Here is a 23,895-nt window from a genome sequence, read left to right as displayed (position 1 = left end):
ATCGCGCCCACCTGAGGTTTTTGCCTGAGAGGGTTGCAGGGTTTGCAACCCTCTTTTTGTTTTAATTACAGGATGTACGCTGTCCCGCCATTGCCTGTCGCGACAGCAGCGGGATAAAGAGAGCTGATGAAAGCGCACAAGATACTTCAGGCCCCTATCCCAATGCGCTGGGTTGGGCCGATCCAGATCAGTGGCCACATAGTGGATGAGAAACTCAGCGTGCCGTTGGCGACGTATGAGACACCTTTGTGGCACTCCGTCGGGCGAGGTGCACGAGTTTCCACACTCTGTGAAGGCGGAATCAAGACGACACTTATCGACGAACGAATGACTCGCTCGATCCTGCTCGAGGCGGATGATGCACTGGCGGCTCATCAGGCCTTGCAGTCGATCAAGTCCCGTCGGGAAGATCTGAATGCGGTGGTGACTCAGTCCAGCCGCTTCGCGCAACTGATCGACATGCACAGTCAGATCGTGGGTAACCTGATCTACCTGCGGCTTGAATTTACAACAGGTGATGCGTCCGGGCACAACATGGTGACCAACGCTGCCGACAAGCTGATCCCCTGGCTGCTGGGTGAGTATCCCGATCTTCGCTACAGCTCGATATCGGCCAACTACTGCTCGGACAAAAAGGCGACAGCCGTAAACGGCATTTTGGGTCGCGGCAAGTATGTGGTCAGCGAAATCCTGATTCCGCGCGATATTTGTGAGCGCCGGCTCAAAACGACGCCGGAGAAGGTGGTCGATCTCAATATCAAGAAGAACCTTATCGGTACGTTGATGGCCGGAGGGTTACGCAGCGCCAACGCCCATTATGCCAACATGCTGTTGGCGTTTTACCTGGCCACAGGGCAGGATGCCGCCAACATTATTGAAGGCTCGCAGGGTGTGGTCCACGCAGAAGTACGCAACGGCGATCTGTATTTCTCCTGCACTCTGCCCAACCTTATTGTTGGCAGTGTGGGTAATGGAAAGGGAATCGATTTCGTCGAGGCGAATCTCGCACAGTTGGGGTGTCGCGAAGAGCGTGAGCCAGGTGCCAATGCCCGCCGTTTGGCCGTCATTTGTGCTGCAACGGTGCTTTGCGGAGAGCTGTCGCTACTTGCTGCCCAGACCAACCCCGGTGAGCTGATGGAAGCACATATCCAGCTGGAGCGTTGATGTCGGATCAAACCAATGACCGCAAGATCGAGCACATCAGGGCGATAGAGAACGACCCCTCCACTGACCGTGATGGACGTTACTTCGATCGCATCGTCCTGACGCATCGGGCGTTGCCTGAACTGGATCTGGCTGAAATCGATTCGGCGATCGAGTTTCTCGGCCGCAGGCTTAGTTTTCCGCTGCTGATCTCCTCCATGACCGGTGGGGATCATGAGCTGGTTCGCCGGATCAATACCAATCTGGCCGAAGCGGCGCAGCACTGCGGTGTGGCGCTGGCGGTCGGCTCCCAACGGGTCATGTTCGGGCAGCCCGCTGCCCGCTCTAGCTTTGAACTGCGTAGCCTTGCGCCCGATACGGTGCTGCTGGCCAATATCGGCGCTGTGCAGCTCAACTATGGGTTTACAATCGAGCAGGCCCGGGATGCCGTCGAATGTGTGGGTGCTGATGGTCTCTATCTGCACCTGAATCCATTGCAGGAAGCGGTGCAGCCAGAAGGCGATACTAACTTCCGGGGCGTGGTTGAAAAGATCGGGGCAATTCAGCGTGGGCTGAAAGTGCCGGTGCTGCTCAAAGAGGTGGGGTGTGGGCTTTCGCCTGAGGATATTGCAGCCGGTTATGCACAGGGTATACGGTATTTCGATGTCGCTGGCAGCGGTGGCACCTCCTGGAGCCGGATAGAGCATCATCGGCGCGATGATGGTAGCGATATAGGCATCCGGTTCCAGGATTGGGGGCTGCCGACGCCTGTGGCACTCAAGTGCGCACAGCCTTGGTTGGATCGTGCCACGTTGATCGCCAGCGGCGGGCTCAGAGATGGGATTGATATGGCCAAATCTGTTATACTCGGCGCCTCTCTGTGCGGTATGGCCGCGCCTTTCCTGCGCCCGGCCAGTCAATCTGTCGATGCCGTCGTCGAAGTGATCGAGCGGGTCAGACGTGAATTTGTAACGGCGATGTTTCTGCTTGGCATGCCGGATGTTGCGACCATGCGTAACAACCGCGCGCTGATCGTAGAAGAGCGTTGAGGATCTAAGCCAAAGATGTCCGTGGGTATAGACGAAATCAGTTTCTACACGTCCAGCTATTATTTTGATCTGAGGACGTTGGCGGAAGTCCAGAATACCGATCCTGAAAAGTATTATGTCGGAATCGGCCAGGAAAAAATGGGAATGGCCGCGCCTGATGAGGATGTGGTGACTATGGCCGCTAATGCGGCGTCACCACTGATCGAGCGCGTTGGGCCCGATGCTGTCAGTACCCTCCTGTTCGCCACAGAAACGGGTATCGATCAGTCAAAAGCGGCAGGCGTTTATGTGCATCGGCTGCTCGGCCTGAATGCTAACTGTCGTGTTGTTGAACTGAAACAGGCCTGTTACAGCGCGACGGCCGCGTTGCAGATGGCCTGCGCGCTGGTGGCCCGCGATCCGCGCCGAAAGGTACTGGTTGTCGCGTCCGATATTGCTCGCTACGACCTTAACACTCCGGGTGAAGCGACCCAGGGCTGCGGTGCCGTGGCCATGCTTATCGGTGCTAACCCACGCCTTGTCAGTATCGATCCGGAGGTGGGCAATTACACCGAGGATGTCATGGATTTCTGGCGCCCGAACTATCGCTCTACCGCTCTGGTGGACGGCAAGTATTCAACGAAAATCTATCTCAAGTCGCTGAAGAAGGCGTGGGAAAGTTTCCGCGAAGCAAGCCCGCTGGTTTTCGAGGATCTGCGGCATTTCTGCTACCACCTGCCATTTAGCCGCATGGCGCAGAAGGCGCATCAACATCTGGTCAAACTGAACAAAGCCGCCATGGCACCTGAGCAGATTGAGGCGCAGATCGAGCCGACGCTGAGCTACAACCGCATTATCGGCAACAGCTACACCGCGTCGATGTATATCGGTCTTTGCTCCCTGCTGGAGACCTGCCGGGAGAACCTTGCCGGTCAGCGTATCGGATTTTTCAGTTACGGTTCGGGTTGTGTCGCCGAGTTTTTTAGCGGCACCGTGCAAGCGGGGTATGAGCAACATCTACACGCCGACCGGCACAGCAAGATGCTGTCCGAGCGTGAGGCGCTTAGCTACGACGAGTACCTGAACCTTTATCGTCATCCCGATCCGCGAGATGGTGGCGAACACGAGCTGCCGCATATTACCCGTGGTCGCTTCCGCCTTGCTGCAATCAGCCATCACAAGCGCGAGTATATCCCCTGCTGATTGAGGGTTTCTGATGCGAGTTGCCTGCGCACCGGGCAAGGTCATCCTCAGCGGTGAACATGCCGTGGTCTACGGCGCGCCGGCGCTGGCGCTGGCTGTGGACCGGCATATGCGTGTCTACTACCAGTCCGACAGGCTGCCAAGATTAAGCTGGCACGCGCAAGAGCGAACCCATGTACTGGGGCTGGATAAATTCGCGGCCCTTAGACGTCGCCTGGATAGTCATTTCGAACGTTATCTGCGCGGCGAACTCTCGATTACGCAGATTCTTAAAAAACCCGCAGAACTGGCCTTTTATGCTGTCGATATGGCGCGGATGGTGTCCGGGCTGGACAGCATTCCCCGAGGCAGCGTGCGTATAGACTCCGATATTCCTATCGGTGCTGGCATGGGATCATCGGCGGCGCTGATTGCAGCCTTGCTCACACTTTTTGGCCATTTCGACGACCTTGATCAGCTGATCCAGAAGGTACACCACTGTGAGCGATTACAGCACGGACGGGGCAGTTTGATCGATGCGGCGACTGTGTGCAGCGGTGGTCTGGTTCGCCTGCGTGACGGGCAGATCAGCCGGCCGGCGTTGGCTGAACAGGGGCTCGGTGAGGGCTGGTTCTGGGTATTTACCGGTACGCCCGCGGCCAGTACGGGAACCTGTGTGGAGCGGGTCAGACGTGCCTTTTCAGGATCGGTGATCTGGAGTGAGTTTGCGGATGTGACCACTGAGATCGAGCTTCGCCTTGGCAGCGGTGCACCTCTGGCTGAGATGATCCGGCAGAATCACAGGCTGCTGACTCGAATTGGTGTGGTGCCTGCAACCCTTGTGCGGTTCGCCGAGCAGGTGGAACGGCGCGGCGGAGCCGCCAAGGTGGCCGGCGCCGGATCGGTTTCTGGCGAGAGTGGCGGGTTGATGCTGGTATGGCTGCCTGAGGGTACGCCATCTACGCTGGAGATGCCTGGAGATTGGCATTGGGGCGAATTGAAGGAGGATCCAGCAGGTGTCCGATTGCTCGATGATCAGGGCTAGTGCGCCCGGCAGTATCATGCTGATGGGCGAGCATGCCGTTTTACGTGGCGCCTTGGCAATTGCCTGCGCCGTTGACCGTTATATCCATGTGGAGCTCCGGCCGCGCGACGATGATCGTGTGTGTGTCGACAGTGCACTGGGCGTCTATGAGTCAACGCTTGGCGAATTAGCCGAGTCGTCCGAGCTTAAATTTGTCATAGCGGCATTACGACAATGGCGCTCACACCTGGCATCCGGCTTCGAGCTGAAGATCACCTCCGAATTTTCCCACCGTGTCGGCCTTGGCTCTTCTGCTGCCGTGATAGCGGCGTTAACCGTTGTATTGGATCGTTTTGCCGGGACGGGTTTCAGTACAGAGCAACTGTTCGATTCGGCGCTGAAGGTGATTCACCAGGTTCAAAACGGGAGAGGCTCAGGCACCGATCTGGCCGCCAGCCTCTACGGTGGCGTGATCGCCTACAGGGTAGAGCCAAGAGAGCTGATTCCGCTCAAGGGCCTACCTACGTTGAGTCTCTGGTATGTAGGCTACAAGATGAAAACACCGGATGTGCTGGAGCTGGTCGAGACCAAGCGTCAGCGATATCCGGAGTTGTATGACGGGCTGGACAGGCTTATGGAGCAATGCAGCCTCAATGCCAGGGCCGCTGTGGATAACAGTGACTGGAATGCGCTCGGCGAACTGATGAACGTCTATCAAGGTCTGATGGATGCCCTGGGTGTCTGCGATGGCAATTTGGCAGAGCTGGTGTATCGGCTTCGCTCGGCAGAAGGTGTTTTGGGCGCGAAGATTTCCGGCTCAGGATTGGGTGATTGCGTCGTTGCACTGGGCAGTGCGAAGTTCGGCGATCTACGCTTTGAAGAGATTCCCATCGGATTGTCTGCGCGCGGTACGGAGAGCGAGCAGTTGGCTGAGAGCAGGAGCTGAGAGGGCTATGAACCGTATAGATGTAATGGCTGGCTGGATGCCGGAGGCGACCATACCGAAAGCCAGTGCCGAGCACTTTGCACCGAGCAACATCGCCTTGTGCAAATACTGGGGCAAGCGAGATTCGGAGCTGAATCTACCTGTGAATGCCTCACTCTCGGTGTCGTTGGACACCCTTGGCAGTCGCACCCGTGTCGAGCCCATCGAGGCCGCCAGCGACGAGGTCTGGCTGAACGGCGTCAGGCAGGTATCCGACAGCCGCTTTGCTCGCCGTGTCAGCGGATTCATCGATCTCTTTAGAATACGGCATCCCGAATTGGCTTTTCGGGTGGACACTCACAACAACATACCGACGGCGGCTGGGCTTGCTTCATCGGCATCCGGGTTCGGTGCGCTGACCAAGGCGCTGGTCGATGCTTTCGGTCTTGGTCTTACAGCTACCGAGCAGTCGATCATTGCCCGCCTGGGTAGCGGTAGCGCGTGTCGGTCGCTGTTCGATGGTTTTGTCGAGTGGCAGATGGGCGTGCGTGAAGATGGCCTGGATAGCCATGCTGTAGCACTTGAGCAAACCTGGCCCGGGCTCTCGATCGGTCTTATCAAAGTCGATGAGAGTGAAAAAAGCGTCGACTCCCGTGCCGGGATGCAACGCACCAAGGAAACAGCACACCTCTACCAGAGCTGGCCGTTGCAGGCCGCGTCCGATCTTAGCCGTCTACAGCAGGCGATAGAGACACGTGACTTCGCACTGCTGGGAAGCGTGGCCGAGCAGAATGCGCTGTCGATGCATGCCACCATGATTGCATCCTGGCCCCCGTTGCTTTATTGGCAGCCTGGCAGTGTGGCGGCGATGCAAAAGGTATGGCGTCTGCGCGCAGAGGGGCTGGCGGTTTACTTCACCATGGATGCAGGCCCGAACCTGAAGATGTTGTTCGAATCAGCTTCAGCTGCAGCACTGGAGGCTCACTTTCCGGGAATGGAGATCGTGCAGCCTTTCGGTGTCTGATCGACCGTGACCACCGGCTTCGTACTGACTCGCCAGCAACGGGATCTGGCCGACGGAATCGAACTCTCCTATTGGTTGTCCACCGCTGCTGGACCTCAGCGTATCGATATTCAGGGTGAGGACGCGGTGTGCTTCGTGCTCGCCTCGGAGCTCGACGCTATCCGTGAACTGTTGTCCGAACTCAGCGGTTGGCGCCTGAGGGAGTTGGAGCTGTGCGACCTTCAGCAGCGGCCGGTTGCGGCGCTCTATTGCCGCACACTTGCGCTCTATCGTGACGCAGTCGCTCGCATTGTCGGCGCAGGACTCGCGCTGATGGAGGAGGATATCCGGCCTGTCGACCGTTATCTGATGGAGCGGTTTATTCATGCCGGTGCCGCCTGCACTCAACGAGCGGGCAAGACCCTGCTTAAGCCTGCCGATTATGATCCCGCTTTTCGCATAGTATCCATCGACATCGAGACCACGATGCGGGCCGATCGTATTCTGTCGGTAGCGTTACAAGGCGATGGTTTCGAGCGCGTGCTGGTCAATGGAGAGGCTCCCGTTGAACCCTGGATTGAGAGTTGTCGCGATGAGCGCGACCTGCTGGTACGAATGATCGCGGCGATCAACTCCTACGATCCCGATATTCTGATCGGCTGGAATGTGATCGGCTTCGATCTCCGGGTGCTGGAGGCGCGCGCGAGAGCCTTGGGCGTAAAACTGACCATCGGTCGAGACACCTCGCCGATTCTGGTGGACCGTGCTCAGAACGGGCGATGGTTTGCGCGGATACCGGGCAGGGTCGTGCTCGATGGCATCGATACCCTAAAGGGCGCGACCTGGCGCTTTGAGCGCTATGGCCTTGAGTTTGTCGCGAATGCGCTGCTGGGGCGGGGTAAGGCGATCGACAAGGTTGATGATCGCGGGGCCGAAATTCAGCGGCTGTATGCCGAAGACCGGTTGGCGCTTGCGCGGTACAACCTTGAAGATTGCAGGCTGGTCAGCGAAATTTTTCAGAAGGCGGGGCTGATCGAGTACCTGATCGAGCGTGCCCGACTGACAGGCCTGCCGCTGGACAAGGTGGGGGGCTCGCAACAGGCCTTCGATAACCTCTACCTGCCGGTGCTACACCGCAAGGGGCATGTGGCGCCCCAATACGCCTCGGGGCGCTCTGACCTGTCTATCCCCGGGGGCTTTGTCATGGACTCCGTACCCGGGCTTTATCGCCATATTCTGGTGCTGGATTTTAAAAGCCTGTATCCGAGCATTATCCGCACGTTCAAGATCGACCCGCTCGGCATGAGTCGGGGGGGGCTGGAAAATGCTGATCCCGACGATCTGGTGCCGGGCTTTCACGGCGCTATTTTTTCACGCTCGCAGGCACTGCTGCCGGATATTATCGAGCACCTATGGCTGGCGCGGGATCGGGCCAAGGCCGAGGGCAACGCGGCGCTTTCGCAGGCGATCAAGATACAGATGAACGCTTGCTATGGTGTGTTGGGATCTCGCGTCTGCCGCTTTTTCGATCAGCGGCTGTCAGGTTCCATTACCTTGCGCGGTCATCAGATACTTAATCAGACCGCCGAGCGTATCGAGCAGCATCATGGCCACAAGGTGATCTACGGCGATACCGATTCTGTTTTCGTCTGGCTCGGCGATGATTGGGCTGATCGGGATACCACACTTTATGGGGAGCAGCTGTCCCATGAGCTGAACGGATGGTGGCAACAGCAACTCCGGGAGCGCTTTGGCTTGGAGTGTGCGCTGGAACTCCAGTTCGAGGCGCACTACAGCCGTTTTCTGATGCCTCGCATGCGGCACAGCGAAAAGGGCAGCAAGAAGCGCTATGCCGGTCTCAAGCGCCTCTCAGACGGCAGTGAAGAGTTGGTGTTTCGCGGGCTTGAGTCTGTGCGTACCGACTGGACGGCACTGGCGCGTACCTTCCAGCGCGAGTTGTATGAACGTATCTTTCATGACCAGCCCTACGAGTCACTGATCACGGCAACGCTTGAGGCCTTGCGCGGCGGAGAGCGTGACGAGCAGCTGGTGTACAGGCGACGCCTGCGACAGCCGCTCGACGCTTATACCCATAACCAGCCGCCACATGTGAAGGCCGCAAGACTATTGGAGATGGAGCGCAAGCAGCTGCACCTGCCTCCAGCCTATGGCGTGGGTGACTCCGTCCAATACCTGATGACGGTCAACGGCCCCGAGCCGCTGGAGCTGTTGCGCTCGCCTATCGATTACCAACACTATGTGGATAAGCAGCTGCTGCCGGTGGCGGATTCGATCCTGCCGTTTCTGGGGCAGGGGTTTGAAGCCCTGTCGGCGCCCCAGATCGATCTGTTTTGAGCCACCGCCAGACGAAATGGAATTTAATCACGCTCAGGGCAGTCTATTCAGGATGAGCAGAAGACGAGAAGAGCATGAACGATCCCGATCGTAACCGCCGACGCATGGCGCGCCTGATGACCCACCTGACCTGGGTGGTCGTGCTGGCGATGCTGACGCTTTACTTTAACAACTTTATCGCCTCGCGGGATAACCCCAATGCAACCCTTGCGTTAAGCGACAGCGCCCGCCCCGAGGTGGTGCTGGATCGAAACCGGGCCGGTCATTATCTGGCGCCGGGGCGTATCAACGGTCAGCGGGTTGAGTTCCTGCTGGATACCGGTGCCACTAATGTCAGCGTACCGCAGGGGCTGGCGAGCGAGTTGGGCTTGCAGCGTGGTGCGCCGATGCAGTCGATGACGGCGAATGGAGTTGTGACGGTGTACAGAACCCAGCTTGATAGCGTCGAACTCGGCGGAATACGCATGCAGGATGTCAGTGCCACCATCAATCCGGGGATGAGCGAGAATATCGTGCTGCTCGGTATGAGCTTTATGCAGCATCTTGAGCTGATTCAGCGCAACGGGCAGCTCACGTTGCGAGTACCCGACGCTGTCAGATAGCCATCTGGTAGCTGATAAAGAATTTCGCGGCGACGGCAAACAGCGTAAGGCCGGACACCAGACCGAGGAAGATCATCTTTCCCTCACGGGTTGCTTTGGCACAGATCTGTACATGCCAGACTGACCACAGCTTGAATCCGATAGCGAATAAGAGTGCGATAAAGACGGCGATTTCGGTGTTGGACCACTGAACCATTTCGATCATCTCCCAACCGGCATTTAAAACATGCATCCATTATGCACTTTAAAAATATATGTGGGAAGTATCTTTAACGTGCTTTAGGACAGGGGGGGGTTACGCTTGCTGTCCACACCCGGTGCTATCGAGCATGAAACGGGCGATCTCCTTTGCCCGAGCAGCCGCTTCCTTATCCTCTAGCATCTGTGCTGCGACGATAGCGCCGTCGATCAACAGCATCAGGTCAGAGGCCAGCTTTGCACTTGCGCCGCCGCAGTGGGGCTTCAAGTGGTGTTCAAGCACGTCGGCCATGCGGGTTTTATGTGCTGCGGCGAAACGGTGAATACTGTCCTCGTGAGCCGAGTATTCGCCACTGGCGCGGATAAAGTTGCAGCCGAAGAAATCAACGCTTTTGAACCATGTGGCTAACAGATCAAAGATTACGAGCACGCCCGCGGGGCTGGGGTCCCTGGCCAGAGATGCCTCCAGGCTTTCCATCAGCTGACGATGCCGTTGCTCCAGCACGGCCAGAATCAGCGCCTCTTTACTGGCAAAGTGCTTATACAAGGTTGCTTTTGATACCCCGGATTCGGCCAGTATCAGGTCGATGCCGGTCGCGTGGTAGCCACGCTCGTTGAAAAGGCGGAAGGCGGTGTCTAAAAGGTGCTGCTTGCGTGGGGTGCTATTGGCCATCGTGTGTCTGTCGTTGAAACCGTTTCTTCCAATAGCTTACTCGAAAGCTATTGACGTGAACAGATCTGTCTACTAGTGTTCTGTTTGTTGGTGAACAGATCTGTTCACTTTAAAGTTTAAAGCAATGGAGCAACCTAAATGAGTGCTATGACCAAAGGTGTGCACCACCTGGGATTGACGGTATCCGATCTGGCTGAAACCGAGCGCTTCTTTTGTGACGCGCTGGGGTTTGAGCGGGTAGGGGAGAAACCGGATTATCCGGCGGTGTTTATACACGACGGTACAGTGATGTTGACGCTATGGCAGGTTCAGGCCGAAAACGCGGTGTCTTTCGATCGCAAGAGTAATCTGGGTTTGCATCACTTCGCATTGGCTGTCGACGGTGTAACAGGCCTTGAAAAGGCTTATGAGCGGCTACAAAATTTTGATGGCGTCGAGATCGAGTTTGCACCTGAGCCGCTGGGCGACACACCGATCAGGCACATGATGTGCACCATTCCCGGTGGAATCCGCATGGAACTGATCGCGACCGGAGGGAATTGATATGCAGACGCAGCCCTTTCATGCCGGAGAACGTGAGGTTCAGACACGGGTCGGTGTCGCGGACAAAATGGCGGCCGTGGGCGAAAAGGTGCTGCGTCCCTACCTTATTGAACAGCACCGCGCGTTTTATGCTCATTTGCCGATGCTGCTGGTCGCCAGCGCCGATTGCCGTGACAGGCTGTGGGCGACTGCCTTGTATGGCGAACCCGGTTTTGTCGCATCGCCTGATGAGCGAACGCTTTCGGTAAAGCTGTCACTGAGCGCAAGTGACCCGCTGTTTATGCAGTTCACAAAGGGGCAGCGCTATGCGGTACTTGGTCTCGAGTTTTCCAGCCGGCGCCGCAATCGCGCCAATGGCCGGGTTATCGCAGCTTCAGCCGACGAGCTGGTGTTGGAGGTCGAGCAAAGTTTCGGTAATTGTCCGAAGTACATAGTGCCGCGTGAAATCTGCGCTCACAGTCCTGTTGACGCCGTGCAACCTGAGGCAATCAGTTCGCTTCTGGGGCCTGTGGCTGAGCTTATATCCGAGGCTGATACCCTGTTTATCGCCAGCCGTGCTGCACCTGCCGTGGGCAGTTTGACTGAGCCTATGGCCGGATACGATATCTCGCACCGAGGAGGAGTGGTCGGCTTTGTGCACCAGTTAGATACGCATACGCTGGCGTTTGCCGACTTCAGAGGAAACAACTTCTTTAATACGCTTGGCAATATCATGACGGATACGGAGACAGCGCTGCTGTTTATCGACTACCAGAGCGGAGACCATCTGCATCTGAATGGTGAGGCTTCACTTTTGTGGGCCGATGATGGCCCGCTTCCAGTTGCAGGCTATGCGCGCAATGTTCTGTTTCGGATGAAATCCGGGTATTGGGTTAAACAGGCGAGCCCGTACCGCTGGGCCAATACCGGGGGTGGGCAGGGTGACACCCCGGCATAGGGTGTCATCCCGACAGGATCAGCACTTGTTTTTCGGATGTGTGCAGGTGCCGCCTGAACTGCCTCCACCTGAACTGCTCACACTGCCGCTTGTGGAGCGCTTGCCGCTTTTGAGTGTCACGCTGGCGCTCACCGGTACACTGCCACCGCTGTCGGTCGTGATCAACGTGACCTCATAGGTGCCGGCGGCGCCATAGGTGTGACCGGGACTTGTATCACTGCTGGTGACGCCGTCGCCGAAGTTCCAGCTATAGCCGAGGGTGCCCTGACCTTGGGATGCATTGGTGAAGTTACAGATCAACCCGATACAGTCGTAACTGAAAGCGGCTACCACGCCTGTGCCCGGGTCCCCCCCTCCTGACGGAACAACGTCGTTGGCCAGTGCTGCACTCAGGTCGAGCCTGCCGTGGGCGGTCCAGCTCAGCAGGTTCTGGCCGTTGGCTCCGACTTGAGCCGCATTATCTTCAAGGCGTTGGCGTACAACCTGATTGCACGGCATGCCGGCATAGGTACAAAGGCTTGGCTCGGTGGGAGCGCCGTCGGCCAGACGGGTATAAAGATCGTTCCATACCAGCGCGGCAGCGCCGGCTACCAGTGGCGCCGACATCGATGTGCCGCTCCACCAGTCGACACAGCTGTCGGATGCTGACGAGATGCCGCAGGCCGCCCCGGGCAAGAGTCCTATGAGTCCATCGCCGGGGGCCGCCATGGATACCCAGTCATCGCGGTTGCGGCTGTAGGTCGAGAACGTGGCCCGATCATCCTCGTCGTTGGAGGCCGCGACGGCTATCACACTGGAGTTGCCGCTGCTATCGGTGCACGCGGCCGGATACACCTTGCCGGTGTCGCCGTTGTTTCCCGCCGCTGCTACGACCACAACACCGAGGCTGTTGGCATATTCGATGGCATCGCACTCGGCATTGGATGGATCGGTGGCGTAGATCTCACCGGTGGGGGTAATCCAGTCGCTGCCATAGCTCATGGTGATCACGTGGTAGCCACTATCCGCTGCCTGCCCGATGGCGGCGATAGAGTGGGATACAGGGCAGAGCCCTACAAGGTAGAGAAACAGTCCATCACTGACCAGTTCCTGATAGCACACCTTGAAGATGCCGGCACCGGTGCGATAGGCCACGCCGGAGAGGCCAAGCTGGTTGTTAACTCTGGCTACCGCCTCGGAGGCGGTGAAGGTGCCATGCCCGAGGTTATCGCAGGCTTCATCACTGTCGGGGCAGGGGTCCCAGCCGGTACCGGGATCGCTGCCAACGAGGCTGACTTTCTCTAGACACTTGCCGGGTATATCGACACCGTTGCCTGATAGATCCGGTATAGCGCAGTCGGCCCCGCTATCGAGCACTGCGATACGGGCCAGATCGAAGCTGTTCGTATCAATGGTCGACCAGTCGAAATCGGCGCCGGGCCAGTGGATATCCGCACCGGGCGTGCCGTACTGGGTATCGAGGCTGACGTTGCCGAAAAGATCCACAGTTTTGACGATATGACCCTGACCTGTATTGCGCAGATACCACTGATCGTCGAACAGGTTGGTGATATCGCTCATCGGAAGAGGGCCGGGATCTTCACTGGGCACGACGAGCACGCGGTAGTAATCCGGTTCGGCGTAGAGCACATTCGGGTTGCGCCTGAGCGCCGCCAGACTGTTGCCCACCTGCCCGATCGGCACCTGGAGCACCAGTACACCGATCTGGGGAATGCTCTCGATCACCTGTGCATCGGCGGGAATTTCTCGGGCTTGTGCGGCTGCACCGGGTTTGAACTTGACCAGCACGCGGTCAGGTGCATAGCTCGGCAAATCGAGGCCGGATGGTTGGGCAGGCGCGGCGAGGCTGGTGTGCAGGGGGGCAATCAATGCAAATATCAGTGCCAGCGCGCTAAATTGTAATCGACTCATGGAACACCCTCCTACAGCGAGAGGTGGGGGGATTCCGCCGGATCGGGTAATGCAACGACGGGAAATGCTTTAGGTATAGGTCATGTAACGTCGTTGTACATAATTCGTAAAAGCGCCGAATGTGTAACGAAAAGTTTACAAAATGAATTATATTCAGAATACGGGAGGACGCAGTGCTGGACCGACGCCGCGCACTCGCTGCGATATTACCGCTCGATCAGTTCGGGAGCGTATCCCTGCACTCTATCGATAATCAGTTTGAAACATGCATCGTGCATCAACTGAACGCTTCGGTTTGAACGCTACGCTGGAAGGGAGTGCCGATAACGGAAGCTAAGAAGGAGACTAGAAAAATCGGCCCTGATCGGGCCGATTTAAACAAGGTTTTAATTCAGGCTCAGCGATAGCTTCCCCTGAACAGGCTACCTTTTTCGTCAATCAACCAGACATCCCCGGCTTGCTCAACCGCCACACGCACAGCCTTGGGTGAAGTCTGCTTTTTAACCCACTGGCCGCCCGTATCATCCCAGAGGTAGAGTTGGTTGTCGGTGCCGACCACATAGATTGAACCGTCACGGCCGGATGCGATATCCAATGCTTTGCCCGGCATCTTCTTCATGCGCGAGCGCAGCAGTGATCTCGCGTCGTTGGTGTCTGAGCGCAGGATGTCCCCCTGTTTGTTTACAGCCCACATATATCCATTCTGATTGGCAATCGCGACGGCTTTGACACCGGCTTTTTTCTGCCAGCGTTTATTACTCAGTATCCATATATCACCACCCTGGTTATTGAGTTTGTCGCTTACCACCCAAAGATCGCCGGAGTTCGATGACGTAATGGCCGATGCGGCACCGTCGATTTTCTTGATATCTGAGCCATCGACCGAACCGCTATACAAGGCACCGGCTGAGTCCATCAGCCAGACTTTTCCGTCGTCAGCGCCGGCGATGTCAGAGAAGCCTTTGGCGACATCGCTCCACTGTTTACGACCGGAATCAAATACCTGAATGACAGGCTCTGACGATGCAATTACCTTGCGGAATATATTGCCCGCATGGTCGATGAAAATATCTTCAACCTTGTCGGCCTCCTTGCTCCAGGAGATGCTTTCGACTTTCTGAATCTCGATCTCCCCAACCGGACTCTTCTCTGTACCGGAGCTTTCTCCGGTGTCGATAGTGACAGAGTTACCGACCAGGACAACCCCGGATTCAGAGCTTTCGGGAGCCGTATATTCACGTGCGAAACCGCTTTCGCGCGCTATCTTTTCCGCCTTCTTAGCAGCGGAAATCACAGCCGATGGCGGTGAATACTTGGTGTCTGTGGCCAGGCTCCAGTATTTAAGCATCATCTGATACTGCTCTTCCGAAGAGGTCAAATCATCCAGACTTACCGGATTACGCTTGATATAGTCGATAGACTCCTGAATTTTGATGCGGGCATTCGCAATGTCGATGACCTGATTCATCCTGATCTCAGTAACGATCGTAAACACGGCAAATATGATCTGCGGTCCGGCGCTTCTCATGATTGTCGTACTGGCTTTTGCGGCCGTTGTTGCAGCCTGTCTTGCAGCTTTCTCGGATACTTGCTTGATGACCTGTCTTCTTAGGCCCTCGCCCATGTAGGGCCAAATAGCATTACCAAGATTTACCAGTTGTGACTGAGACAGGTGGCTCAACGCCCGATTGACCGCTGCTATGGCGATAAGAGAAGCACCTGACTTAGATGAACCCTCTAGGCTGCCCTGTGTCAGGGCTAAGAAGTCCGGTGGAGGACTCTCTGTACCTGCCAGACTCGCCAGATTGCTTCTCTGTGCAGCACGCCAGTCGTATGCCGTTTTCCAGCCGTCGTAAGCTTCCATCGCCTGTTCGGCCATATAAAGTCGGCGGGCATTTATATAGTCTTCAAAAGCGGTTAACAGCGCCTTTTCGTCTGCCGAGCGCTCATTGGCGGGAAGCAGCAGAATCTGCTGCATCGATGTAAACACATACGCGATGAATGCGGGACTTTCGGCAGGGTTGGATGCGATCAGCTGCCACTGCTCTTTCACGTATTGATCCGCAGTGCCGGTTTTTTCCTCCATGCCCTCCCAGATTCGATGCATAAAATCGGTAATGCTGGCGATACTTTCTGGTGACTGGAACAGATTGACAGCCATCTTGGTGAACTGGTTGGTTCGGCCAAGACGGAACATACCTGGCTCGTCATAGGGATCATTTACCCAGCGAATCTCGGCGGATATGCAGGCCTGGTTCGAATCCACTCGGGCAGTGCTGCGTTCGGTCTGGCTCGGGCATTTCCAGCAGGAACCCAGTTTGGAGCCGTTTTTGTTGAGCGGGTCCCAAAATTCTCCTTTGCTGGCGTCGCAGCCCCAGGGTTCTAGAAACTCGGCGGCGGTAAATTCAGAGGCATTGGTAATGCATGCCAGGTCTGAATCGATTGGCGCAATGCTACGATCATAACCGGTCGGGCAGGTCCAGCATTGGCCGAAATGGACGAACTCCCCATCTTCGGCCTTACACAATCGGCTCTCCTGTGTGGCACGCGATACGGCTTCAGGTTCCACCTTGGCGCATGCGCGTGAGTCGGTCACGGCATAGCCTGTGCGTTTGTAGCCTGTAGGGCAGGTGTAGCATTTGCCGTTAGGGTCACCAAACTGGCCAGCGGGGCAGGCTGTAATCAGTTTTCCATGTGAGTTCGCAGGTTTCAGATCTTCATAATTACGGCGGCAAGCGTTGCCAGCGGTTACTGGCGCGGTGGTGCGGGAATATCCGGATGGGCAGGAGTAGCAGCTGCCGTTCGGGTCCCAGAACTGTCCTGACCCACAGTCGGTACCGAATATACCAGTGCCACGGCCATGGTTAACCGCTGATTTGTCGCTGCTGACAGCTTTGGAGCAGGCTTTGTTGCTGGTAACCGGGTAACCGGTACGATTGTAGCCAGAGGGACAGGAGTAGCACCCTCCATTGGGATCGGAGAACTGGCCTGCATCGCACTGCGTCTTGAGTGTACTGCGCTGGGTAGCTGCCGCAAATTTTTCGTGAGCGGCTTTTACACAAGCGTTGAATTTATCGACCTCTGCCAAGGAGCGGTCATAGCCTTCCGGGCAGGACCAGCACTCACCACCTTCCCGAGGATCGAAGAACTGTCCGGCAGGACAGTTACCGCCGTTGGTTGGTATCTGCGTCGCTTTTTCGTAGGCAAGGCCTCCACGAGGTTTTATACAGGCAGCGCCTTTGTCTGTGATTGGACGCCACGAGCGTACAAATCCTTCCGGGCACCTCCAGCACTCGCCACCATTGATAGGGTCGACGAAACCGCCGTCGCGGCAGGCATCATGAGTCGGCACCCCGCGCACGAACTCGGCAGATTTCGATTCACAGGCTGCCTGGCCCTGGCCGCCGCACTCGATGGCAGCGCTACTGCTCTGGCTGATGAGGCTCAGCGAGAGCATTAAAAAGATAAGGGATAAATAGGATCTTATATTCATTGGGCGCTCTCTTCTGGATTGTCCATAAGCCTTCCGTCGTCCGGTTTAAGCAAATGGGCAATATAGAAGTAGAGCGCCGGAGGCACACCGGCCAAAAGTATGAAGTTGATAGATGGGACAGGTTTATTGTCTTGCAGATAAAGCGAACAGCATTTAACTGTCGTTAAATGCTGACTTAAGGACTATTCGTCTGTTAACAGAAAAATAATGAGCTGCTTCGGACCGTGCGCACCCATCTGCAATCTCTGTTCGATATCGGCACTGCGTGATGGCCCGGTAATCAGGTTGACCGTGCGTGGCATCACGCCATCGGTTGCATTGCGCAACTTTTGCCAGGCTTCCTCGTAAGGGCCGACGATGGTACTGGATGAGAGCACCACCAGGTGGATATCGGGCAGGAAGTTCAGCGTAGTCGGGCTGTCCGGGCCCGAGTGCAGCATCAGCGTGCCGGTTTCCGCGATACCGCAGAACGCGTTGGTCAGACTGGCTTCGTCGCCGGCCTGTGCGACGCGCTCTTCGCGTACCAGTGTGCCTTTGCCGGACCAGTTCAACGATGTCAGGTTTTCATCGCTGGCCATCACCAATTGGGCGATTCCGTTCTCTTCGAGCCAGTGCTCGACCGCCGCCGCCAATTCGCTGCGATGTTGCAGCTCGATCAGCTCGGCGGCGCTTTCCTCTGCCATATCGATGAACAGCTTGACGCAGGCATCGTGGGGCAGCTGAGCCCGTGCCGGAATCAGGTTGCGAGCCTTGGCCTGCAAGCGGTTCTGCACGGCGTCACGGCGCTGCTGGTCGTCGGCTCCGGTACGCAGGCCAGAACGGATGCGGTTAAAGATTTCAGCTCGACTCATTGCTTGCGCTCCTGCCACTGCTGCATGAATGTTTTTCCGCTTGGCGCTGGCAGATCGCGGAAGTCGGTCCAGCCACCGGCAAGCGGGAGTTTAGAGATACGGCCCCGTTTACCGCCCACCAGGCGTAAAAACAGGTTGCTGCCGCGCGAGAGCCAGCGATAGAGAGAGGGGCGGCGGGCAAAGAAGCTCCAGGTGCCCAAGCCCCAGCGGACACTGGCCGGACTCAGGTGCTTTTCATACTCCTTGTCACGCCAGTGCCGCATCAGCTTGGGCAATGGAATGCGTACCGGGCACACCTCCTCGCACTTGCCGCAGAAGGTTGAGGCGTTGGGCAGCAAACCCGCGTTCTCGATGCCAACCATCTGCGGCGTTAAGACCGATCCCATGGGGCCGGGATAGACCCAGCCATAGGTATGACCACCGACGGCGCCATAGACAGGACAGTGGTTCATGCAGGCCGAGCAGCGTATGCAGCGCAGCATCTCCTGAAACTCGGTACCGACCATGTCGCTGCGGCCGTTGTCCACCAGCACCACATGGAAGTTTTCCGGGCCATCCTGATCGCTGCGGCGGCGGGGGCCTGTGGACAGGGTGTTGTAGACGGTGAACTCCTGACCGGTAGCCGAGCGTGCCAGCAGGCGCAGGAACAGGGTCATATCCTCCAGCGTCGGCACAACCTTTTCTATCGACGAGACAACGATATGGGTTTTCGGCAATGTCTGTGTCAGATCGCCGTTACCCTCATTGGTGCAGATAATGGTAGAGCCTGTTTCGGCAATCAGGAAGTTGGCGCCGGTAATACCGACATCGGCGGCAACAAACTTGGTGCGCAACACCTCTCGTGCTTCCTGCATCAGAACAGCAGGGTCGTCGCTCTTCGGCCGCTTGTGGTGCTCGTGAAAGGCGGTGGAGACATCGTCCAGTGTCAGGTGAATCGCCGGGGCGACAATATGGCTGGGATGATCGTTACGCAGCTGCAGAATGTACTCGCCAAGGTCAGTTTCCACCGGTGTGACACCGTTGGCTTCGAGGTATTCATTGAGCGCGATCTCTTCGCTCACCATCGACTTGCCCTTGGTCACGGTTTTGGCATCCTGCTGCTGACAGATCTGCAGGATCGTTTTGCGTGCGTCTTCGGCGCTGCGGCACCAGTGCACAGTACCGCCGTTGGTCGTCACATTCTTTTCGAACTCCTCCAGATACAGATCCAGATGTTCGAGGATATGGTTTTTCAGATCACGCGCCTGATCGCGCAGGGCATCGAACTCGGGCAGGCGAGCGATGGCAGCCGCACGTTTGGAAGGAAAGCCCGCTTTCAGGTTGCCCAACGCTCGTTGCAGGTTGGCATCTTCAAGCGCAATGCGTGAGTTGCTTTTGAACGCCTTGCTTCTGATCTCCATCGCTTATGCCCCCCTGTCACTTTCGCCAATGGCCGGTATCTGTGCCATGTCGGCCAGCACTTCGACGATATGGCGTGCCTTGACGTCAATGCCTTCGCGCTTGAGTTTGCCGGCCATGTTGAGCAGACAGCCCAGGTCGCCGCCGAGCAGAGTGTCCGCACCGGTGGCGCGAATGTTATCGCTTTTGTTGCCGACCATGCGGTTGGAGATATCGGGATACTTGACGCAGAAGGTACCGCCGAAGCCGCAACAGGTTTCCGCTTCCTCCATTTCACAGATCTGAACACCGGGGATTTTAGACAGCAGTATGCGCGGCTGTTTCTTGATACCCAGCTCTCTAAGGCCTGAGCAGGAGTCGTGATAGGTCACCTTACCGCTGAACGAGCTGGACAGCTTATCCAGATCCAGATGTACCGCCAGGAAGCTGGTGATCTCGAAGGCACGGGCTTTCAGTGTCTGAGCACGCTGATACCAGGGATCATCCTTGGCGAACAGCTCGGGGTAGTGGTGCAACATGCCGATGCATGAACCGGACGGGCCGACAACATACTCAAAGCCGTCAAACGCTTCGATTGTCTGGCGGGCGATCGCCGCGGCGTCTGCCCGGTCTCCGGAGTTAAAGGCCGGTTGGCCACAGCAGGTTTGCCGCTCCGGCACCTCGACTTCGAATCCTGCCATCTCCAGCAGCTTGACGCTGGCGAAGGCGACTTCCGGGCGGAACATGTCAGCCAGGCAGGTCACGAACAGCCCGACACGGGGATGCGGGTTAGCCATAATCTGAGTATCTCTATCTGCTTATCGTGCAGTGAAAGATAGGTGAGGCAACCGATATTGGAAATGTTATCCTGTCAACTGGTCTGACCAAGAACTGAAAAGGTACGTCTTCCTTGGCCGAAAACCGCTTGAGCGACAAACCGGCATCGCCGGGGCAAAGTGATCGTCTGTATGAGGAACTGGTGACCCAGCTCGCCAGTGGTGAACTGATTCCTGGGGGCAGGCTACCCTCTGAACGGCGTTTGGCAGAGGATTTCGGCATGTCCCGGCAGATGGTTCGGGACGCGCTGTCACGACTAAATGCGGCAGGCTTTATCGAGTCTTCTCAAGGGAGGGCAAGCCGAATCACTAATCTGATGGCTCCTCATCTGCAACTGCCTCTTGAAGGGCTGGGTGATGATCTGGATTTCCAGCTTCAGGTGCTGGAGGTGCGCGCCTTTTTGGAGGGTGAGTGTGCTGGGTACGCCGCGCAGAGGGCCAGCGATCAGGAGCTCAAGGCCCTGGCGGCAGAGTACGCATTGATGCATGCACGCGGGCAGAGCGAGACGACGTTGGCCAAGGCCCGGGCGGATCTGCGCTTTCATACGCTAATCGCCCAATCCAGCCATAACCTGCTGCTGATCTCGTTCAGCCAGCTGTTCTATGAGCGTTACTTCAATGCCATCTACGGTGTGTTGTCACGGACACTGAAAAAGTTTGGCCGCTATCCCGAAGGGATTCGCGGCCAGCATGCCGAGATACATAATGCCATTCAGGCCCGTGATGCGCGGCGGGCACGGGAGATTGCCCGCGAACACATCCTGTATACGCGGGCGATTCTGGCCGGTGAATAGCCCGGGCAGGTTGGGTGTTTAACCCCTAACCCCTGTTGTGGTCGATTTGGTCGGGACGGGCGTTCCCTGTGAGTGGTCGTTGAGCAGCCGGTTTAGCTCTTCAAGCACCTGTTGCATCCGGTTTGGCTGTGGGGGCGACTCGGGGGAACAGGCCATCGCAACCATATCGCTGTTGATCAGAGTTTTGGTGGGAAAGCGTCCTGTTATGCCGCTGGTGGATTGCCACTGATAGAACCCCGGTTGCTTGTATTCCAGTGTCAGCGTTTGAGTCGTGCCATTGGCACAGGGGAGGTAGTAGATGATCTGTGCCGCGAGGCTGGCGCTGCCGGTATCGGGCGCCTCCTTGCCCTCGAGCATCGCCACAGCGCCGCCTGCGTCGGCACAGATAACCTGAGGAAAGCCGACGCGCTGGTGCTCGGCATTGGGTCCGACCATGCCGCCAAGTTCAAAATAAGCGGTTTGAGTCGTGCCATCGGCACAGCGGATGTCATAGGAGACATCGCCGATTTGCACAGGCACCTTACCCGTATTGGCGACCCACAGCTCAACGGTATCCAGACCATTTAGCTGGCTCATTCTCGGTTCCAGGCTCAATGCATCACCTTGACTCTCCTCGGGTGCCGGTGCTTTGACAGGGGCTTTGCACTGCTGGTAAGTCGACTGGCAGGTGCCCGGATTCCCGGTGTTCTGGACACAGGCGACAAATTTGTCGCGGCACTCATCGGCCGATGCCATGGCGCTGCACAGCAGCAGTGGGGCGATGTATGCGATAGGCTTCATTGATACATCTCCGATGCGCAGGCGCTGTAATAGGATTGCTGGGCCGATTCCAGTTCATCGATCAGGTTGCATCCGGCGGCTTTCGCATAGCGCTTCATTGCCTGGGCGCAGCTCTGGCTCTTGGCCTGAATCCGTATGTTGTCGCTGCGACCGGAGGGGCAGGTAAAACTGTAGTTCTCATCGATGCTGATACCGCCGCCCTGACCGCCCTGACCGCCCTGTACGCCGGGGCTGGCGCTGCGGGAGACTTGTTGCAACTCCGCATTTAACGAGTTCACGGTCGACTGAAGGTTGGAAATACTGGAATCCCCCGAGAAACTATCGGCGACAATAGCCCCCAGAATCTCGGTCTGGCTGGCGGAGTCGAGGTTACCCAATCCGCCTGCCACGGCACCAACGCCCAACGCCAGTGCCTTGCCCCAGTCGAAGCTCGATTGAGACTCCTGCTGCGCGATGCTGGCCGCGATCTGATCATCCTTCTGACGCAGTTTTGACGCGCTGTCATCCGCGGCTTTCTCAACACTGTCTAGCAGGCCCTGATAGCGGTGAGCCAGCTTTGCCTGCGCCTCGATAGCGGCCATGTCGGTAACCGCCAGGTTTTTCGAGCCGTTCCAGCTCCGGCAGATATTGGCTGCTTGCTCGGTCAGGTCGTGATTGGCTTTTTTAGCCGCGTCGATCACCACCTGTTGAGAGAGGTTCAAACGGCGGGGGCTGAAGTCGTAGCAGTTATCTGAACTGAGTGCACAGTGGCAGCGTTGTACAATCTCCCTGTCTTGTGATCTCAAATCATCGACTGCGCGCACTTGTCTGGCCTGTTCGCGTCCTGCATGAATATCGCTGAGATCCAGGCTGGCACCGCCGGCAGGTTTTGCCGAATCGAGCAGCTGGTCGGGGCTACTGCCTGCTGAGGAGTGCTTGGCAGGTGTGCCCATCAGATCGTCCAGCGACAGGCCCTCAGCGTGCAGCGGCAATGCGGGGATCAGCAGAGCCAGAAGAGCTGATCGCAAGATTGAAAGGCGTTTTTTCCATACTGACATGTTCAGCTCCTACCTTGGATATCGTAGCAAGGGCAGCAAGAGCAGACGGTAACGCTACCTTGTCAAGCCGGTACCGCTTTTGTAACGTCACAATAGTGCGACGCATCATGCCTGCCTGAGGCCAAACCATATACTGAAAGGGACTTCTCATGAAGCGCCAATCCTTGAGACTGATACCGAAATTACCCCTGTTCGCCGGCGTTGTCCTGTTGATGGGGCTTGCTGGTTGTTCCGTGCAGCCGCGCGTGATTACCGCAACCTTCGATAACGACGCCGCTCGCGTGCAGTCGTTGCTCAACGAAGGGGCTGATCCCAATGCAGTCTCTGAAACCGGTTATACAGCGCTGTACCGGGCTGCTGAAAAAGGGCAGACCGACATAGTGAAGACGTTGCTCGAAGGCGGTGCAAGGGTGGATGCCAGCTGGAAGGGGTGGACGCCACTGCTGGCTGCGGTTCGTTACGAGGGCTCGATCGAGACGATCGCAGCGTTGCTCGATGGTGGCGCCGACATGACCAAACGCAGCCCCGACGACTGGAGTATTGTGCTGCTGGCCGCACGGTATCGTGATGTTGCCATGATGAAATATCTGCTCAAAAGAGGGGCCAGCCTAAATGTAACCACCGACCACGGTTGGAGTCCGCTGAGTCTGGCGGTTTTTGCCGATAATCGCGAGTTGGTTGAGTACCTGATCAGTGTTGGCGCATCGCCGGATGTCAAGAATGACGACGGCGACGACAGCTACACCTTGGCGGCAAAGACCAAAAATGTAACGCCGGAGATGGTCAGGCAGTGGTATGCCGCGCACCAGCAGAAGCAGCGGCTTGAACGGCTGGAAGATCGTCTTGCGCAGACGGAGTCCCGGGATAGCGGTTTGCCGATGCAGTTCAAGCGGGACAAGTATCTGGTGGCGTTCAGTACGGCTCTGAAAAGCGAAAACTATATCGATGCGCTGCTCTATGCGCGTCTTCTCGATCGTCTGAGTATTCCGATGGAAGACTCGTTCTACTATTTCTGGGGCGAGGCGTTACTGGAGCTTGACGATCCTGAAGCGGCGCTGACCAAGTTCAAGCGCTATATCAACCGCGCCGGATCAAGCGGTCAGTATTATACGCTGGCGTTGCAGAAGCTTTTGGATGCCGAGCGTATGCTGGAGAACTGATAGTCGCACCATCTCTTCCATGGCTGTGAATACCCCTCAGGGT

General features: G+C 57.1%; 21 protein-coding genes. 12 read left to right on the top strand and 9 right to left on the bottom strand.

Translation table 11 applies throughout. The features are described from left to right. The first annotated feature begins 126 nt into the window (after positions 1-126). From ADIMK_RS13615 to ADIMK_RS13580, 8 genes are all read left to right on the top strand, one after another. Complete coding sequence (locus ADIMK_RS13615; protein WP_036189110.1) at positions 127-1,164, top strand: hydroxymethylglutaryl-coenzyme A reductase family protein; 1,038 nt, start codon at positions 127-129, stop codon at positions 1,162-1,164. Continuing rightward, complete coding sequence (gene fni / locus ADIMK_RS13610) at positions 1,164-2,192, top strand: type 2 isopentenyl-diphosphate Delta-isomerase (protein WP_036189107.1); 1,029 nt, start codon at positions 1,164-1,166, stop codon at positions 2,190-2,192. Before ADIMK_RS13615 ends, fni begins: the two co-directional genes overlap by 1 nt. A 15-nt stretch (positions 2,193-2,207) precedes the next feature. Continuing rightward, entirely contained in the window at positions 2,208-3,374 is a 1,167-nt protein-coding gene (locus ADIMK_RS13605; RefSeq protein WP_036189105.1) for a hydroxymethylglutaryl-CoA synthase, read from the top strand. A gap of 13 nt (positions 3,375-3,387) precedes the next feature. Then, positions 3,388-4,398 carry a mevalonate kinase family protein gene (locus ADIMK_RS13600; protein WP_036189103.1) on the top strand — a complete coding sequence of 337 codons (1,011 nt, stop codon included), beginning with the start codon at positions 3,388-3,390 and terminating at the stop codon, positions 4,396-4,398. Further along, entirely contained in the window at positions 4,385-5,323 is a 939-nt protein-coding gene (gene mvk, locus ADIMK_RS13595) for a mevalonate kinase (protein ID WP_036189101.1), read from the top strand. The genes ADIMK_RS13600 and mvk overlap by 14 nt, the downstream gene beginning before the upstream one ends. 7 nt (positions 5,324-5,330) lie before the next feature. Next, positions 5,331-6,326 (top strand): diphosphomevalonate decarboxylase, encoded by a 996-nt coding sequence (mvaD, locus tag ADIMK_RS21985; protein ID WP_036189098.1) that lies wholly within the window; start codon positions 5,331-5,333, stop codon positions 6,324-6,326. A 6-nt stretch (positions 6,327-6,332) separates the two neighbouring features. Next, the gene (locus ADIMK_RS13585) at positions 6,333-8,660 is read left to right on the top strand and encodes a DNA polymerase II (RefSeq protein ID WP_036189095.1); all 2,328 of its coding nucleotides are present in this window, start codon (positions 6,333-6,335) and stop codon (positions 8,658-8,660) included. Between the two features lie 74 nt (positions 8,661-8,734). Beyond that, entirely contained in the window at positions 8,735-9,262 is a 528-nt protein-coding gene (locus tag ADIMK_RS13580) for a retropepsin-like aspartic protease family protein (RefSeq protein WP_036189092.1), read from the top strand. Here ADIMK_RS13580 and ADIMK_RS13575 read toward each other — a convergent pair. Both ADIMK_RS13575 and ADIMK_RS13570 read right to left on the bottom strand, forming a co-directional pair. Continuing rightward, positions 9,255-9,494: a hypothetical protein gene (locus ADIMK_RS13575; protein WP_036189090.1), complete on the bottom strand. Its 240-nt coding sequence runs from the start codon at positions 9,492-9,494 to the stop codon at positions 9,255-9,257. The two genes, ADIMK_RS13580 and ADIMK_RS13575, sit on opposite strands and share 8 nt — an antisense overlap. Positions 9,495-9,557: 63 nt before the next feature. Continuing rightward, positions 9,558-10,133, bottom strand: coding sequence for a TetR/AcrR family transcriptional regulator (locus ADIMK_RS13570; RefSeq protein ID WP_036189088.1), 576 nt, complete (start codon positions 10,131-10,133; stop codon positions 9,558-9,560). Between the two features lie 138 nt (positions 10,134-10,271). Here ADIMK_RS13570 and ADIMK_RS13565 point away from each other — a divergent pair, with 138 nt between their 5' ends. Beyond that, positions 10,272-10,676, top strand: coding sequence for a VOC family protein (locus ADIMK_RS13565; RefSeq protein ID WP_036189086.1), 405 nt, complete (start codon positions 10,272-10,274; stop codon positions 10,674-10,676). Position 10,677: 1 nt separating this feature from the next. Then, positions 10,678-11,613, top strand: coding sequence for a pyridoxamine 5'-phosphate oxidase family protein (locus ADIMK_RS13560; protein ID WP_036189084.1), 936 nt, complete (start codon positions 10,678-10,680; stop codon positions 11,611-11,613). An 18-nt stretch (positions 11,614-11,631) separates the two neighbouring features. On the opposite strand, the gene ADIMK_RS13555 is transcribed toward ADIMK_RS13560, so the two are convergent. From ADIMK_RS13555 to ADIMK_RS13535, 5 genes are all read right to left on the bottom strand, one after another. Continuing rightward, a complete protein-coding gene (locus ADIMK_RS13555) occupies positions 11,632-13,524 on the bottom strand; it encodes a S8 family peptidase (protein WP_051692952.1) in 1,893 nt (630 codons plus the stop codon). Between the two features lie 397 nt (positions 13,525-13,921). Next, on the bottom strand, positions 13,922-17,017 hold the full coding sequence (locus ADIMK_RS13550; RefSeq protein WP_156042919.1) for a tectonin domain-containing protein: 3,096 nt from the start codon (positions 17,015-17,017) through the stop codon (positions 13,922-13,924). Between the two features lie 182 nt (positions 17,018-17,199). Continuing rightward, complete coding sequence (locus ADIMK_RS13545; protein WP_036189079.1) at positions 17,200-17,868, bottom strand: LutC/YkgG family protein; 669 nt, start codon at positions 17,866-17,868, stop codon at positions 17,200-17,202. Continuing rightward, on the bottom strand, positions 17,865-19,268 hold the full coding sequence (locus tag ADIMK_RS13540; protein ID WP_036189075.1) for a LutB/LldF family L-lactate oxidation iron-sulfur protein: 1,404 nt from the start codon (positions 19,266-19,268) through the stop codon (positions 17,865-17,867). The genes ADIMK_RS13545 and ADIMK_RS13540 overlap by 4 nt, the downstream gene beginning before the upstream one ends. 3 nt (positions 19,269-19,271) lie before the next feature. Beyond that, the gene (locus ADIMK_RS13535) at positions 19,272-20,042 is read right to left on the bottom strand and encodes a (Fe-S)-binding protein (RefSeq protein WP_036189072.1); all 771 of its coding nucleotides are present in this window, start codon (positions 20,040-20,042) and stop codon (positions 19,272-19,274) included. Positions 20,043-20,155: 113 nt separating this feature from the next. Between ADIMK_RS13535 and ADIMK_RS13530 the strand changes: the two genes are divergently transcribed. Next, positions 20,156-20,875: a FadR/GntR family transcriptional regulator gene (locus ADIMK_RS13530; RefSeq protein ID WP_231517056.1), complete on the top strand. Its 720-nt coding sequence runs from the start codon at positions 20,156-20,158 to the stop codon at positions 20,873-20,875. 18 nt (positions 20,876-20,893) lie between these two features. Here the strand turns inward: ADIMK_RS13530 and ADIMK_RS13525 are convergent, their stop codons facing one another. Beyond that, a complete protein-coding gene (locus ADIMK_RS13525; protein ID WP_036189070.1) occupies positions 20,894-21,655 on the bottom strand; it encodes a hypothetical protein in 762 nt (253 codons plus the stop codon). Beyond that, positions 21,652-22,692 carry a hypothetical protein gene (locus ADIMK_RS13520; RefSeq protein ID WP_036189067.1) on the bottom strand — a complete coding sequence of 347 codons (1,041 nt, stop codon included), beginning with the start codon at positions 22,690-22,692 and terminating at the stop codon, positions 21,652-21,654. Before ADIMK_RS13520 ends, ADIMK_RS13525 begins: the two co-directional genes overlap by 4 nt. A 149-nt stretch (positions 22,693-22,841) precedes the next feature. On the opposite strand from ADIMK_RS13520, the gene ADIMK_RS13515 reads away from it, so the two are divergent. Next, positions 22,842-23,852, top strand: coding sequence for an ankyrin repeat domain-containing protein (locus tag ADIMK_RS13515; protein WP_036189065.1), 1,011 nt, complete (start codon positions 22,842-22,844; stop codon positions 23,850-23,852). Positions 23,853-23,895 lie beyond the last annotated feature (43 nt).

The organism is Marinobacterium lacunae, assembly GCF_000705555.1.
Lineage (GTDB): Bacteria > Pseudomonadota > Gammaproteobacteria > Pseudomonadales > Balneatricaceae > Marinobacterium_D > Marinobacterium_D lacunae.
This window is presented reverse-complemented; position numbering and strand designations above follow the sequence as displayed.

What these genes read in the sequence shown, in the direction of transcription:
- ADIMK_RS13535 (WP_036189072.1), bottom strand. Translation starts at nt 20,042, where the DNA reads ATGGCTAACCCGCATCCCCGTGTCGGGCTGTTCGTGACCTGCCTGGCT.
- mvaD (WP_036189098.1), top strand. Translation starts at nt 5,331, where the DNA reads ATGAACCGTATAGATGTAATGGCTGGCTGGATGCCGGAGGCGACCATA.
- ADIMK_RS13575 (WP_036189090.1), bottom strand. Translation starts at nt 9,494, where the DNA reads ATGCATGTTTTAAATGCCGGTTGGGAGATGATCGAAATGGTTCAGTGG.
- ADIMK_RS13565 (WP_036189086.1), top strand. Translation starts at nt 10,272, where the DNA reads ATGAGTGCTATGACCAAAGGTGTGCACCACCTGGGATTGACGGTATCC.
- ADIMK_RS13520 (WP_036189067.1), bottom strand. Translation starts at nt 22,692, where the DNA reads ATGTCAGTATGGAAAAAACGCCTTTCAATCTTGCGATCAGCTCTTCTG.
- ADIMK_RS13515 (WP_036189065.1), top strand. Translation starts at nt 22,842, where the DNA reads ATGAAGCGCCAATCCTTGAGACTGATACCGAAATTACCCCTGTTCGCC.
- fni (WP_036189107.1), top strand. Translation starts at nt 1,164, where the DNA reads ATGTCGGATCAAACCAATGACCGCAAGATCGAGCACATCAGGGCGATA.
- mvk (WP_036189101.1), top strand. Translation starts at nt 4,385, where the DNA reads ATGATCAGGGCTAGTGCGCCCGGCAGTATCATGCTGATGGGCGAGCAT.
- ADIMK_RS13600 (WP_036189103.1), top strand. Translation starts at nt 3,388, where the DNA reads ATGCGAGTTGCCTGCGCACCGGGCAAGGTCATCCTCAGCGGTGAACAT.
- ADIMK_RS13560 (WP_036189084.1), top strand. Translation starts at nt 10,678, where the DNA reads ATGCAGACGCAGCCCTTTCATGCCGGAGAACGTGAGGTTCAGACACGG.
- ADIMK_RS13550 (WP_156042919.1), bottom strand. Translation starts at nt 17,017, where the DNA reads ATGAATATAAGATCCTATTTATCCCTTATCTTTTTAATGCTCTCGCTG.
- ADIMK_RS13555 (WP_051692952.1), bottom strand. Translation starts at nt 13,524, where the DNA reads ATGAGTCGATTACAATTTAGCGCGCTGGCACTGATATTTGCATTGATT.
- ADIMK_RS13525 (WP_036189070.1), bottom strand. Translation starts at nt 21,655, where the DNA reads ATGAAGCCTATCGCATACATCGCCCCACTGCTGCTGTGCAGCGCCATG.
- ADIMK_RS13570 (WP_036189088.1), bottom strand. Translation starts at nt 10,133, where the DNA reads ATGGCCAATAGCACCCCACGCAAGCAGCACCTTTTAGACACCGCCTTC.
- ADIMK_RS13605 (WP_036189105.1), top strand. Translation starts at nt 2,208, where the DNA reads ATGTCCGTGGGTATAGACGAAATCAGTTTCTACACGTCCAGCTATTAT.
- ADIMK_RS13580 (WP_036189092.1), top strand. Translation starts at nt 8,735, where the DNA reads ATGAACGATCCCGATCGTAACCGCCGACGCATGGCGCGCCTGATGACC.
- ADIMK_RS13545 (WP_036189079.1), bottom strand. Translation starts at nt 17,868, where the DNA reads ATGAGTCGAGCTGAAATCTTTAACCGCATCCGTTCTGGCCTGCGTACC.
- ADIMK_RS13540 (WP_036189075.1), bottom strand. Translation starts at nt 19,268, where the DNA reads ATGGAGATCAGAAGCAAGGCGTTCAAAAGCAACTCACGCATTGCGCTT.
- ADIMK_RS13615 (WP_036189110.1), top strand. Translation starts at nt 127, where the DNA reads ATGAAAGCGCACAAGATACTTCAGGCCCCTATCCCAATGCGCTGGGTT.